Origin of the sequence: Geofilum rhodophaeum, from assembly GCF_002210225.1 — a bacterium.
GTDB classification, from domain to species: Bacteria; Bacteroidota; Bacteroidia; order Bacteroidales; family Marinilabiliaceae; genus Geofilum; species Geofilum rhodophaeum.
Map to the genome: position 1 here is coordinate 61,214 of NZ_MWUJ01000004.1, position 14,666 is coordinate 75,879.

The 14,666-nt window shown below is 45.6% G+C and carries 7 protein-coding genes; 1 reads left to right on the forward strand and 6 read right to left on the reverse strand.

Going from position 1 to position 14,666, the window contains the following annotated elements; translation table 11 throughout:
- Window position 1 precedes the first annotated feature (1 nt).
- Genes B4W65_RS05450 through B4W65_RS05460 form a run of 3 tightly spaced genes read right to left on the reverse strand, consistent with a single transcriptional unit; the run spans window position 2 to window position 3,523 of the window.
- Complete coding sequence (locus B4W65_RS05450) at window positions 2-748, reverse strand: rhamnogalacturonan acetylesterase (protein WP_088654116.1); 747 nt, start codon at window positions 746-748, stop codon at window positions 2-4.
- Between the two features lie 26 nt (window positions 749-774).
- Window positions 775-1,788 (reverse strand): pectinesterase family protein, encoded by a 1,014-nt coding sequence (locus B4W65_RS05455; RefSeq protein WP_088654117.1) that lies wholly within the window; start codon window positions 1,786-1,788, stop codon window positions 775-777.
- A 10-nt stretch (window positions 1,789-1,798) separates the two neighbouring features.
- Window positions 1,799-3,523 carry a T9SS type A sorting domain-containing protein gene (locus B4W65_RS05460; protein WP_088654118.1) on the reverse strand — a complete coding sequence of 575 codons (1,725 nt, stop codon included), beginning with the start codon at window positions 3,521-3,523 and terminating at the stop codon, window positions 1,799-1,801.
- 247 nt (window positions 3,524-3,770) lie between these two features.
- Between B4W65_RS05460 and B4W65_RS05465 the strand changes: the two genes are divergently transcribed.
- Window positions 3,771-8,177, forward strand: coding sequence for a hybrid sensor histidine kinase/response regulator transcription factor (locus tag B4W65_RS05465; protein WP_088654119.1), 4,407 nt, complete (start codon window positions 3,771-3,773; stop codon window positions 8,175-8,177).
- Between the two features lie 285 nt (window positions 8,178-8,462).
- Here the strand turns inward: B4W65_RS05465 and B4W65_RS05470 are convergent, their stop codons facing one another.
- The 3 genes from B4W65_RS05470 to B4W65_RS05480 are packed head-to-tail and all read right to left on the reverse strand — an operon-like array spanning window position 8,463 to window position 14,153.
- Window positions 8,463-9,221, reverse strand: coding sequence for a hypothetical protein (locus B4W65_RS05470; protein WP_088654120.1), 759 nt, complete (start codon window positions 9,219-9,221; stop codon window positions 8,463-8,465).
- Window positions 9,222-9,249: 28 nt separating this feature from the next.
- Window positions 9,250-10,902, reverse strand: coding sequence for a RagB/SusD family nutrient uptake outer membrane protein (locus B4W65_RS05475; protein ID WP_088654121.1), 1,653 nt, complete (start codon window positions 10,900-10,902; stop codon window positions 9,250-9,252).
- Between the two features lie 32 nt (window positions 10,903-10,934).
- A complete protein-coding gene (locus B4W65_RS05480) occupies window positions 10,935-14,153 on the reverse strand; it encodes a SusC/RagA family TonB-linked outer membrane protein (RefSeq protein WP_088654122.1) in 3,219 nt (1,072 codons plus the stop codon).
- Window positions 14,154-14,666 lie beyond the last annotated feature (513 nt).

Here is a 14,666-nt window from a genome sequence, read left to right on the forward strand (position 1 = left end):
ACTATTTTTTTAAAAAACCGGCCAGTTTGGGGATGGATTTTTTAAGATCTGCAGCAACCAAATCAGCCACTTTAAAGGCGCCATAGGGCGAAAGGTGGGTGTCGTCTGCAAGGGCCTGCTTAAGGTTGCCGTATTCTGTGGTGTCGATATGCAGAAAGAGTTTCTTAGAGGCTTCCGGCCCAAAGTCAACCAGCATTTGCCAGGTACTTTTATGCAAATCGATGAGCACCACATCCAGTTCTGCGGCTACTTTTCTGACGGCATCGGGATAGCCTTCATGGGTGTCGTAGAAAACGCCCTGCTCATCAAAACGTCGACGTACAATGGGAGTAAGTAAAACCGGTATGCCTTCACGATCGCGCACATCGCTTACAAAACGCCGAAGATTGTCGGAATAGGCCCCCTCGGCAGCGGCATAACGCTTTTCCGATTCAATTTTAGAATCGTTGTGACCAAATTCAATAAAAACATAGTCACCTGCCCTTACTTCATTCAACAGATCTTGCCATCGTCCCTCATCAATAAAGCTTTTTGTGCTGCGGCCATTCACGGCATGATTCTCTACACGCACTCCTTCCATAAAATAAAGAGGGAAAACCTGGCCCCACCCTTTTTCAGGATTCCCGTCGCGATAGGGTTTGTCGGCCACCGTAGAATCTCCGGCCAAAAACACGGTAATGGGCTGCTCGTTTTGCAAACAGCCCGTGAGGGTCAGCACCAACAAACCAAAAGACAGAATATTTTTCATAACCAAAAACTATTTTTTTATAAATATTAATTAATCTGAGGCATAAGTGGCGCGCGCGTAGGATCCCACTGATCATTGCCACCAAGCACACGATCCAGAGTGAGTTCCCGGGCTTCTTCAGCAGTCAGGTGGTGCGACCAGCTGACCCTCTCGTGGGTTAAGGCTCCCGGACCATAATTTTCATATTCGGCATAAAACACCGTGGCTTCGGCGTGGGGCTTGTTCCAATTGTGCCAGCCTTCGGGCTTAATGGAGGCATCCATATAGGTGCGCATAAATACCGTTTGGGCATGATCTCGCCAGGGGCGTCCCAGGTAAACCGAAGCCTCCGGGGCCCTACTCTCAATGCGACAATTATTAAAAACAAAACCATGGGGGGTGTCGGCCTCGGTGGAAGCTGCAGTAATATAACTGCCCTTGAGCGGGACTATGGTGCAGGCCTCGAACCAGGCGGTGGCCCATCCAAAAATAAAATCGACGGTGCCCTGGATGTAGCAGTTGTAATAAAACTGTCGGCTGCCTGCCTGATTAGGATACAAGGTATCCTGATGCCCCAGAAAACGACAATTATTAAAAACGGCCTTGTCGCCACTTACCCGTACTGCTACCGCCTGACCAACGGGACCCGCACTGTTTTCAAAAGTAATGTTGTGCGCTGTAAATCCCTCGCCAAAAACAAAAAAAGCAGAAGACCCGGTGGTACCCATTTCTTCCCCAAAAACATTGGGCTTTTGGGCAAAATCGTCGTAGGTAAGCACCACATCCTGAGGATTACTCCCCCAAAACACGACATTGGTCTTCGAGGCGGGTAAAACCAGCTTTTCTTTATAAGTACCGGGACGAATAACCACTATGGTGGCCTCCTTTCGGAAATCCGGAATGGCCATAACAGCTTCCTGAACCGAAGTGAAATCACCGCTGCCATCGGCCGCAACCACAAAATGAGCTGCCGGTTCCTCCTCCGGTAAAACGGCACTGCCGGCCCCCCATAGAGGGGCCAGCAGTCCGACAAAAAACATCAACATCCAACTTCTTCGCATATCCTTAGCTTTACAACTGCAATTTAACAACTTGTTTACTTCCATCAATCAATCGTACTTCTACCAGGTACAGCCCCTTATTTAATCCGCTTACAGGAACAACCTGCTCATTAGCGTGGACCGGGGTTTGTTTAACCAATGTTCCCGACGGAGTGTATATACGCACGGCGGCTATGGCTGTGGAGCGACTTACGACTTTAAAATGGTCGGTGGCGGGATTGGGGAATAAGCTTACCCCTTCCATACTGACTATTTCAGGGTTAGAGGCAATTACCTCATCGGAATAACCGTAATCGTCCACATAATTGGCAACACCCTGCGCCAACTTTGCTTTGGTTATGGGTGCAACAAGACTGTTGAGATACACCTCTACATTGGTAAACATGGTGCTTAAGGTATAGGCATTGCCGTCCGCAGCATTATTGGGATCGAGGCCAAAAGTAGTCTCCCAAGCATCGGGCGTACCGTCGGTATCGGCATCAGCCGGGGCAGCAAGAGATTCCAGCACTGGCCATCCGCCTACATCGGCCTGACTGTCGATGAGGCCGTTGGTGCTGCCATTTGAACCGGTATAAGTATAAGTCCCCTCGCGGGTTTCGCGCACCACACGAACATCTACCGCATCGCGCACCAGACTGGCCCCGGCATAGCCCAAAACCGCCTCATAAGCATCCTGAGCCGAATGTGTGGTTATCTGTCCCTTATCAAACTCCACATCGGAACGCAACTCAGCTTTGGGTTTGGAACTGTACTTAGGGTGAATACCCACCCAATTATCGTTGTTCACACTGGCATATTCGGTGTTGTGATTGCCGTTGACATAGAAAGTGCCCCACACACCGGCCGGCTGTTCATTTCCCCCGTTATCCGGATAAGGATAAGGCTGAAAAATACGCCCCCTGTTACTGCTGGCGGGACCTGGCTTATAATAATTATTGACCATATTGTAACTGCCGCCCTCTCCGGCGTAACCGTTATTGCCGCCCCAGTTAAAAATAACATTGTTTCGAAAATCAACCAACTCTTGGTCGGGAAGATTGGAATAACGGCTGCCACAAAAACGGGCTACACGACTGTCGTGATGGGCCATCAGATTGTGATGAAAACTGGCCTTTTTGCCACCCCAAATGCCCATATAGCCGTGCTTACCTTTGTCGTGCACCGAATTGCGTAAGCTCTCCGAAAGTATACACCACTGCATGGTAAAGTTACTGTTGTCGTAAAACGAAGAAGCCTCATCAGTGGCCCAACTCATGGTGCAGTGGTCCAAAATAATATCTTGTTGCTCCCGGCCCCAGATGGCATCGTTCTCGGTAGCCTTCTCGTCACCCATTCGAAACCGCAAAAAGCGAATGATGAGATTATTTGCCCTTACCTGAACCGTATGATTTTTCAGCGTAATACCATCACCCGGTGCCGTTTGTCCCGCAATGGTCAGGTTTCCATTACGGATGGTAACCGTGCTCAGCAATTCAATGGTTCCCGAAACGGCAAAAACCACGGTACGCGCACCGCTCTGAGTTTCAACGGCATCTCGAAAAGAACCAGCACCTGAATTGTTGAGGTTGGTAACATAAATGATGCGACCACCGCGACCGCCCGTAACAAACCTTCCGTGTCCTTCAGCACCCGGAAAAGCTACAGGAGTAGTATTTTCGATCACCTGTGCGGTCAGATTGCCGAGCGAAAAAAGCATCGTACAAACTGCCATACCCAATGTGTAAATCTTTTTCATATTCTTAATATCGTAAGGTTTCTTTCTCAACAAAATTAAACAAACCTTCCACTTGTAAGCAAGCCAAAGTAACATGCAACAAAAACCCCAACATATTTGGTCACAATACACCACCTGTTAAAGGTAGTGCGGACAATAATTCCAGTTTAACAATCAATTTTTCCACCCGCTTTGCGACTTAAACAAAACTCTTAACTTTTTAACTATATTTGTATTCTCTGCTGAAATCACCACCAAACAAGAGCAAATGATCAAAGCATTCTTACCAATTCTGAGCCTTTTTACCACCGTCCTCTGGGGACAGACTATAAGCGAGAACACAAGAGCAGAAATCCTGCGCTTTGAGCACTACAACACCTCCAGGGGCCTGTCTCAAAACACAGCCACCAGCATACTTTGTGATTCGAAGGGCTTTTTATGGATTGGCACCAACAACGGACTGAATCGCTTTGATGGAAATCGGTTTAGGGTATTCATGAATGAAGAAGGGGGCGAGCAGTATTTTACCCACAACCGCATCATCAATATTTGGGAAGACAACAAAGGCTTCATCTGGTTTGAAACCCACGACGGACACTACCATTATTTTGACCCTGTTAAAGAGACTTTTCAGTCGCTTTCGTATTTGATTTCTGATTTGGAAGAAGGACAATCTGTTTTCACCGAATTTCTGCAATACTCCGACAATGAAATCTGGCTGGGTCTGACCACCAAAGGGGTTTTGCGTTTGATGTACAATAAGGATTTGCACCAATATGATGTAAGCCATTATACCTCCAGGGGCCAACACGCCATTACCAACAATCACGTATCTTTCATCCATTCCGATCGAAACGGCAACATCTGGATTGGCACCCAAAGAGGTCTCACCCAAATAGATAAAGAGAGTCTGCAACAAAGTCACCCGGTTTTTAACCACCTTCTAATTTCGCACAGCTTTACCACCATGGTTGAAACAGCTACCGAACTGTGGTTTGGCACCCGGGAAGACGGCATTCTGAAATTTCAAAAAAACAGCCAGCACTACACCTTTATAAACACACAAAACACCCCTTCCCTTAAGAGCGACAACATTACCCACCTCCACATCACCAAAACGGGTACCGTTTTGGCGGCTCTTGCGCAAAACGGCATGCAGGTTTTCACCCCGCGTTTGAACCAGTGGCAGGACATTTCCTTAAGAGGTCAGCAAATTGAACAGGTGTATGAAGACCAGCAAAATATGGTTTGGCTGACTACCGAAGCCCTTGGTATAACGGGCTTCAACCTGGAAACTGCCGAATCAGAATTTCATTATTTCATAGACCCGAACCAATCCACCTTGCCCGATTCGGAGCGACACATTTTTTACGAAGACAGTAAAGGGAATTTGTGGATCGGAACGCATGAAGGGGGCCTGAACCTATACGACAGAAAGCGCAAAGACTTTCGTCAATTCAAAAACAACCCCCAGGATCCGCACTCTCTTTCGACCAACATTGTAATGTGTATTACTGAGGATCACAGTGGACAGTTGTGGGTCGGAACCGGTCAATTCCAGGGCAGTCTCGAAAAGGTTATTCTCAAAGATGCGGCCTTCGACCACCTGCTGCCACGCACCGAAGCCAGGCACATTTCGGACAACATAGTGCGGGCTGTTTTTGAAGACCCCCAGAAGCGCATTTGGGCGGCTACTAAAGCCGGACGACTCCATGTCTTTCAGAACGGCCGTCAAATTCATGTATTTGAACAATTCCCTACCAACAAAGGCCTGTTAACCGGCGTAAATGTTTATACCATAATGCTGGACAAAGACGGCTACCTCTGGCTCGGTTCAAAAGGCAAGGGCCTATTGGTAAGTCAACACCCCCTAAACAGCTACCAACACCCGGCAGAAATTCGCTTCACCAATTACCAACCAGAAGAGAACGATTCGGGAAGCCTGAGTCACATCAACATTTACAGCCTGGTTCAGGATCCCAGCGGACACATTTGGGTAGGCACCTATGGAAATGGGCTGAATTTGGGAGTGAAGCAAGAAGACGGAAGCTACCGCTTCCGTCGCTACAACACCGCCAACTCCACCCTCAGCAGCAACCTGGTAAGACACATATTGGTCGATCAAAAAAATCGCCTGTGGGTAGCCACAGGCTACGGACTCAACCTCTTCGAAAACAATCCGGCAGAGGGGCATCCCATACGTATCCGCAACTTTTACGCCAGCATGGCCCCCCACACCCTGAGTGTAAACGACATCATTCATCTGTTTGAAGACAAAGAAGGAACACTCTGGCTGGCCACCTACGGTGGCGGCGTTAACCGGCTCGACTCCCTTAGCCGGGAGGATGCTTACTTCACTAAATTTGATGAAATGGGCGGTTTGAGCAACAATGTTGTTTATTCCATCACAGACGACTTCAGCGGCAACCACCTTTGGTTCAGCACCGAAAACGGCCTAAGCCGTTTTCATTTGAGCAACAGCACCTTCGAGATTTTCAACAGCAACAACGGCCTCAACTTCGACAGTTTTTCAGAAAACACCGTTTACCAAACTACCAACGGAACCCTGCTGTTTGGCGGATTCATGGGTATAGAAATTATCGAACCCAGCCGCATTGAAATTCCCAAATGGAACAAAAGAGCAGAGCTCACCAACTTCCAGCTCTTCAACAAAGCCGTACCCATTGGTCCCGACGAGCCCTTGAAAAAAAGCATTGCCTACACCAACGAAATCACCCTCAAAAACAACCAGAACAGCTTCAGTTTTGAGTTTTCGTCGATGGATTACATGGACCCGGTAAAAACCCAATACGCCTACAAGCTGGATGAATTTGATCCCGACTGGACCATTGTTTCGGGCGATCGACGTGCCATCTACACCAACCTCTCCCCCGGAAAATACCTCTTCAGAGTAAAAGCCACCAATCGCAAGGGCGAATGGATCACCAATCAGCGCATCCTGCGCATCACCATACTGCCACCCTGGTACAAAACAACCTGGGCCTTCCTCCTCTATTCCTTGCTCATTGGAATGTTGTTTTACATCATAGCCACCACTGTGGCCAAAATTAACCAGTACCGCAACGAACTCCAGATCGAAAAGCGGGTAAATGAGATGAAGCTCCGCTTTTTCACAAACATTTCGCACGAAATCAGAACCCCGTTAACCCTAATACTGGGGCCCATAGACGACATGTTGCAAAAAGACCTCAGCAACAACGACAAACCGCGTCTCGAAATCATACGAAAAAACGGCAAACGGATGTTGCAGCTCACCAACCAACTGCTCGATTTCAGAAAAATACAAAACAACAAAATGCAGCTGAAAGTGCGTTCCTTTGAGTTGGTCGCCTTCACCCGCAGCATATACGAAAGCTTTGTTCCCCTGGCTCTGCACAAAAAAATTGCCTATCACTTCAGCACCGACCTCGAACATTGCGAAGTTTGGGCCGACCCGACCAAATTAGATACCATCATTTACAACCTGCTTTCGAACGCCCTTAAATTTACCGAAGCCGAAAAGGAAGTGAGACTGCACCTGTCCATTAACCCCGCCGACGAACAAATAGAAATTACCGTAAGCGACCAGGGCCGGGGCATTGCTGCCGCCAACCTTAATCAGCTTTTTGATCGTTATACCATCCTTAGCGGAGAAGAGCTCGCCGGCACCGGCATAGGGCTCTCCTTAAGCAACGAGCTGGCCCGTCTGCACCACGGCGAAATCATCGTAGCATCGGAAGAAAACCAAGGCAGCACCTTTACCCTTCGACTGCGCCAGGGTAAAAAGCATTTTGAAAAGGACCATCGCATAATATGGAGCGAACAAAACGACGCCCTTCAGCCCGTGACCAATCTTCATACCGAAGAAGATTTGCCCAGCCCAAAAAGCGCCAGCGTTCTGGCAGATCCACTGGATAAGCGTCCCTCCATATTGGTCGTGGAAGACAACCCTGAAATTGGAGATTACGTCTGTCGTTCGCTCAGTCCCGAGTTCAGCACCATTTTGGCAGGCAACGGCCAGGAGGCTCTGGACTTGCTCGAGAACCAGAACCCCGACCTGATTGTATCCGACATTATGATGCCGGTGATGGACGGAATGGAAATGACCGAAAAAATAAAAGGCAACTTCAGCACCAGCCACATCCCCATTATTCTGCTTACCGCCAAATCGGGCGTAGAAGACCAGATTGCCGGCGTGGAGCTCGGAGCCGACGCCTACCTGGTGAAACCCTTCAATGCCGGCTATCTCAAAGCCATGGTTAAAAACCTGATTGAGCAACGCCGCCATGTGATAGCGAAATTCCGCGACAACAAAACCATTGATCCCTCCACCCTGAAGGTAAACTCCAAAGACGAAGAATTCCTCCAAAAGCTGATCAGCTATGTAGAAGAAAACCATGCCGAAGACTTCACCATCGAAGAGCTGGCAGACACCCTCTGCGTTAGTCGCACGGTCTTCTACAACAAAGTCAAAGGCCTCACCGGACTGAGCCCCGTTGAATTTGTGCGGCAACTCAAACTAAAAATTGCGGCCCACCTGCTGACCCAGGGCTACAACGTATCCGAAGCAGCCATAAAAGTGGGATTTAACGATGCACGCTATTTCAGTCGGCAATTCAAAGCCCTCTTTGGTTACCTGCCCAGCAAACACCTCGAAAAATCAAAAGAAGACTAAAAATAAGCTCATGAAACCAGCCAAATAGCCCTCTGGATAAAAACACAGTCGCTACCCTGGTATATAGCCGGCATGCACATGAAACACTAAAGCTGGCACAAAGGAACCGTCCACGGGATCCTAACCCTGCAACTGGCACCCGGCGGCGGCACCGCCATAGAGTTCAATAAAAACTAGACCGCAGAGAAAAAAAACACCCCCGGAAGATTCGTTCTTCCGGGGGTGTTTGTATTAAATCAACTACTGTCGGCATATATCATACCTTCAGAAGTTTGGCGTTACAATTTAGAGCTCCACAACCTCACCAAGCGAAAAAGGTACGCTGGCAGATTCTCCAAAATCACCTTCTACTTCAGCCAGTACTTCTTCACCAAAAGTAAGTGTAACCAATCCAGGAGCTCCCACACCATCACCATAACTGTCGTTTACAACAAGTGTGTAACTTCCATCCTCCAGACATAAGTCTACAGATATTGAGGCCTGTCCATCTTCGAATCCTCCACCGGAAGCAACGACCTCTTCCTCAGCATCAAGAATTTCCCAACTGGTTTCACTACCGTAATCATCAAAAACAATGCTGAGGTTAACTTCATTGTGCGCACACGGTGGCTTAACATAAACATCTGCACCAAAATAGGAAAACTCAGCCAAATAAGGATTTACAAATTGATCATCCAGCTCTAACTCTAAGGAAAAATCCTCTCCAATTGGAGCACTATCAGATACGGATAAAGTCACCACCAGAGTATCCACTCCCGCAGGGAAAGAAACCGTGCTGGTACTATTAAAATAGGAAACATCTTCTCCTCTAAAATAGAGCGGCACTTCAATAGCATTATTCGTTCCATTACGAATAATGGTCAATTCAAAATCAGTCTCGCCAGATGCGATCTCGATTCGAGACGGATTATCAGCAAGGAAGCGCACACCATCTGACGACACATTTACAGGTCCTCGTTCCACACTAACTTCCTCATCGCATCCAATTACGGACAAGCCAAGCAAAATGACCAAGGCACCAAAGGAACTAAAATATCTTTTCATAAAAATAATTTTAATTGTCTGTGAATTATTAATCAGTTACAGGGTCTGACAACCCGGCACCCTCACCGGATACAGGTTGAGCTCCGCCTGAATTATTATCCGTTTCACTAATTCCCATATTTGAGTTAATCTCTCGCTGAGGAATACGTAACAAAAGCCATGGATCGTTATAAGCCATATTAAAACGCATGGCAATGGGAAAATTTGAAGTAGTTGAGCTATTAAATCTAACAATATTCTTTTGCAGTCTGAGGATATCGAAGAAGGAGAAACCCTCTCCCCAAAGTTCAATTCTTCTTTGCTTCCAAACTTCGATTTGAAATTGCTCAGCAGAACCTGCACTTACAGTATAGGATGGATCCCTATAATCTTTCATAAAGGTCTCAAGCAAAGTAGCAGCAGCACCAACGTCTCCACTCATAGCTAAGGCCTCCGCTTCAATCAAAAGCATCTCCTCAGATCGCATAATAACCCAATCGGCAGAATTATCTCCATTACCAAACACATTATCTGTTGGTCCAAATTTCACATTCGTATATGGTGAAAATGGCATCTTAACATCAGTTATGCTCAATGGGCCAATAGGTTCACCTTCATGCCCGGGCCATGAAAGGTCTTCTAATATTGGAGAGTTAAGACTCTCATCTACCCACCATCCCTTTCTAACATCAGTCGCTGGAATCTTTGCCCACAACAACGAGCTTATGCTCATATACTGGCCAACATTGGCAGTATAACTATTACCTGCAAAGGAGCTTAATTTAGAGGGCCAGGTATCGTAATTACTGGAAATATTAACGGGATTAATCAGCACTGCCCACATCCAGTTGGCTGCAGAAGCGTCGTTGAACCCGGGCTTACCGGCATCCTCCTTTGAAAGAAACTCGAATCCAGCTCTGGCATCTGCAGCATCTGATGCAGCATTCTCCCAGTTTTGCATTACCAGGTGTACGCGAGCCCGAATACCGTAGGCGACAGCTTGATTCACAGCAGCCTTATTCGGCCTAGAAAAACCCTCTAAAAGCTCAATTGCTTGATTCAAATCAGACAAAATCAAATCATAAACTGCCTGGACTGTAGCTCTCGGATTGTTTGTAGGATCGCCCTCCATTTCGTTAGTGATGATTGGAATAGCTGGCTTATCTTCATTGCCTTTGTATGTAAACTGGTACATCTGTACAAGATTAAAATAATCAAAGGCACGAACGGCAAGCGCCTGACCACGATAATAGTCTAACATTTCGCTGTCAGAGTCCTCGGGAATTGCAGCCAATAGATCATTTGCCAATTTAATCTGCTTGTAGAACAAAGCCCATCTGATATAGGGGCTGGCATAAGTGTATGTCCTATCAGAAAACTCCAAAGGAGTGGCGAACCAGTTATAACCGGCATCCGGACTAACTATGTCGGCACCATTATGATCCCAAGCCAATGTAACCGATGCATAACCAAAATCATCGGATCGTTCAGATGCAGGCAAGGCAGGATACTGCGTTCCAAGAATTGCATACATACCATTCAAGTCGGCAGAAAGCCTCTCCGGTATCAATGCGGCAACTTCTTGCTTTTGTTCTTCTGTGAGAATTGATCCATCTGGACTCGTAACCAAATCATCAGTACATGAAACCAGTAATGAAAGGGCTACAAAAGGAACAAAGACTCTATTAATAAATTTCTTCATAATAATCAACTTTTTTAGTTTTCAACTCTTGGTTAAAAAGTCAAGGTTATTCCTCCAGAGAGGGTACGCAAAGAGGAATAATTATGACTACCTACCGCCTGCCAATCTGTTCCACCAAAAGACTGACGTGGATCCAAACCTTTACGGGCAGTCAGCAAAAACAGATTATCACCAGAGAAGTAAATCCGAGCACTATTGATGTTCAAATAGTCAGTCACAGTAGATGGCAAGGTATACCCAACGGTTAAATTGTTTAAACTCAAGTAATTTGAGCTAACCAAGAACCTGGATGAGTGCATCTGACGATTGTCGTCCAAAGAATTGAGACGAGGTATATTACTGTCTCGGTTATCATACGACCAAGCATCAAGTATGTCCATATGCCAGTTTACACCAGCCTCATCACCTCCATGCATCAATGATTGATAAGTTCCATCAAAAACCTTTCCTCCTAGCTGATAGCCAAAAGCAGCGGAAACATCAAACCCAAAAGCTTCAACAGAAGTACCAAAACCACCATAAACTTTGGCCAACGTACTTCCAAGGTTTACTTGATTTGTTCCGGTGTATGTGTCTACAGTCTGCTTCTGGTTATTCTCGTCAAGTACATATTCACCGTCACCGTCAACAAGGTAATATAAGGCCTTACCCGAAGTTGGATCAACTCCAGCATAGTCTCTCAAGAAAGCATCGTAGAGAGACCCTCCGATTTCATAAATATAGGTAGAGGCCTTAATTCCGGTTTCCTTTACTCCTTCAGCCAAGGCCAAAATCTCATTCTTATAGGAAGTGGCATTCAAATTCAGTCTCCAATTTACATTTGAAGTATTAATGATATTAACTGCTAGGTCAACTTCGACCCCTTTGTTCATAATTTCACCCACATTCATAGGCAAGGAAGAATAACCCAAGGACTCAGGAACTGGCTGATAATACAAAAGGTCACTGGTTTTACGAGTAAAATATTCAACACTTCCCACAACTCGGTCTCTTAGTAATGAAAATTCCGTACCTACGTTGAAGCTATGAGACGTCTCCCAAGTAATATCTCTATTTCCTTTATAATGCAAAGAGGTTGCAAAGTCACCATCTGCATTAAAGACTTTATACTGATCTAAATACGGATAATAGTTGGTTTCTTCCTGATAAATAAGGTTATCATTACCTTGCATACCATAGCTGGCCTTCAATTTCAACAAATCAATCCAGTCAGCACCGAGATTTTGGAAAAAGCTCTCCTTACTGATTAGCCAGGCACCACCTAAACTTCCAAAATCTCCCCATTGATTCTCCGGGGCAAACCTGGAAGAGGCATCCCTTCTATAAGAAGCAGACAAATAAAAGCGTGCATCGTAATCGTACTGAATACGACCAAGGAATCCGTGCGTCTTATAGGTATCGGTATATGAATCTACATTCGGATCCTCAAAAATGGAGTTTCCAATTTCACCTATGGAAGGATTATAAAGTTTCCTGTTGAAGACATACAGGTACTGCCGCGTCATATCATAAGCTTCATATCCAGCCAACACATCAAAATTGCTGGCTCCCATATCAAACTTATAATTCAACAAGTATTGTTGAGTTATACCAATCTGACGTTCATGTGAAACAGAAACCTGGCCCCCATCACTGGCAGCCGAACCATAAAAGGGATTGTACAATCTTGAAGTACGGGTGTTACGAGCATTCACACCTACATTCGTTGTAAACTGTAAACCTTCATACAATGACACTACGGCATACCATTTGGTATTTAAAACGTCACTTATTGAGTTATGATCATTAAGCTTCATTGTAATACCAGGGTTAGACAAGCCCATAAAAGGACGACTTGAATTGGTGGTAGTTCCAAAATCGTAAACAGTGATGCCTCTAGCATCCTTGCGAATTGACCCATCAGCATTTCTGACATACATCGGATAGATGGGAGCCATAAGATTGGAGGTATAGAACAAGTTCCCAGAAGATCCCCAATCGGACTGACCGGGAGGGGCTTGCATATTATAATTGGTATACCCCAGACTTCCGCCAACTTTAAGCCACTCTTTTGCTTGATAATCGGTAGAGGCTCGGGCAGTGTAACGTGTAAATCCTGATCCATCAATAATACCCGAATCGTCAAGATAGCCAGCAGACATGTAATAAGTCATTTTTTCGGAAGATCCAGCGATGGACACATTATGCTCTTGACGAAGGTTGCCCTTATCAAAAAGTTCTTCATACCAATCATCTGGAGTATAATAATAATCGCCATCAGAATATCCTAACTCGGCGTTGGGATTTAACTTAAAATTCGTTCCTACCAAGTATTCTCCCTCAGGAACAGTGTAGACCTGATAACCAAGCCCTCCCTCATCAGCATCTAAAAAGACGGTCTGAGCATAAGTATGTGCAGCAGCTGCCGACTCACCTGAATATAACCTACTGTTATACAAGCTCCTGTAGAACGTCTCATAATACATTCCTGGATCCGTCATAACATCGTAATTAGGAACTCCACGCTTATTAGACCCCCACCTTGAGTCAAGCGTTACGACAGCTTCGCTACCTCTTTTACCTTGCTTCGTCGTAACAATAATAACACCGTTGGCTCCCCGAGCTCCGTATATCGCACTTGCAGCAGCATCCTTCAACACACTAACACTCTCAATATCATTGGAGTTAATTGCTGAAATATTGCCTTCAAAAGGCATGCCGTCCACAATATAAAGTGGAGCATTACTAGCACTCATTGAACCAATACCCCTAATTCGGATATTTGCAGAACTACCGGGCTGTCCACTCGAGCTGGATGCTTGAACACCGGCAACTTGCCCAGCAATAGCATTGGTGATGTTAGAAACCTGACGCTTGGAAATCTCTCTAGCATCAACCGTTGCTGCAGAACCGGTAAAAGCTTGCCTTGTCGCAGTACCGTATGCCACCACCACAACTTCATCCATGGCAATGGCATCGCTGCCAAGCGTAACATTGATTACACTGCGGCCTGCGATTTCCTGCTCCTGGGTTTGCATACCCACAAAGGAGAAAACCAAGACCTCAGCTTCCTGGGGTACATTAATGGTATAATCACCATCAATTTGGGTGATGGTACCCATGGTTGTGCCTTTCACGAATACGGACGCACCAGGTATGGGCTGTCCGTCATCACTTCCTGTGACTGTTCCTGTAATGGTTCTGGTTTGGGCCACAAGAGCATTTAGTCCAAACACCATTACGAACGAAAGTGCCAAAAGAACTTTCTTCATAAAGTTAAAGGTTTAAATTAATAATAGGACAATAATAAATTCATCATATAAGCACGAAGACTTTTCGATGCCGAAACTAATCTCTCCGGAACCAAAGGCTCAGAAGGGGTTTTGGGTTGAAATCAAATCTTCGACCATTTGCACAAATTATACAACAATTACAGCTGCATAAGGTTTACATAAATACAAGTTAAGATATAATTAACCTGATTTTAAAACATTTTAACACTTTTCTTACTGTATTTTATCGACAACACACTAAACCTGACAAATATCAGGATCACCAAGTAATAAAACACAAGTTCGGATGGGTTATGAGTAATACGATGCTACAAAAATAGTAGAAAATTTCATTAAACCATAAGCAAGGAGAAAATAAAATATAAAAATCAAACACACCCCTAAAAAAAAAGGGTTGAATTCAAAAAAGAGTGACATTACTGGAGGGATACCCCTCAAAAACACACCCACGCAAGAATATTTTTAATTATACATTTCCGCAATCGTTTGCGG

Coding starts and splice junctions, on each gene's coding strand:
- B4W65_RS05475 (WP_088654121.1), bottom strand. CDS start 10,902: ATGAAGAAATTTATTAATAGAGTCTTTGTTCCTTTTGTAGCCCTTTCA.
- B4W65_RS05460 (WP_088654118.1), bottom strand. CDS start 3,523: ATGAAAAAGATTTACACATTGGGTATGGCAGTTTGTACGATGCTTTTT.
- B4W65_RS05470 (WP_088654120.1), bottom strand. CDS start 9,221: ATGAAAAGATATTTTAGTTCCTTTGGTGCCTTGGTCATTTTGCTTGGC.
- B4W65_RS05465 (WP_088654119.1), top strand. CDS start 3,771: ATGATCAAAGCATTCTTACCAATTCTGAGCCTTTTTACCACCGTCCTC.
- B4W65_RS05455 (WP_088654117.1), bottom strand. CDS start 1,788: ATGCGAAGAAGTTGGATGTTGATGTTTTTTGTCGGACTGCTGGCCCCT.
- B4W65_RS05450 (WP_088654116.1), bottom strand. CDS start 748: ATGAAAAATATTCTGTCTTTTGGTTTGTTGGTGCTGACCCTCACGGGC.
- B4W65_RS05480 (WP_088654122.1), bottom strand. CDS start 14,153: ATGAAGAAAGTTCTTTTGGCACTTTCGTTCGTAATGGTGTTTGGACTA.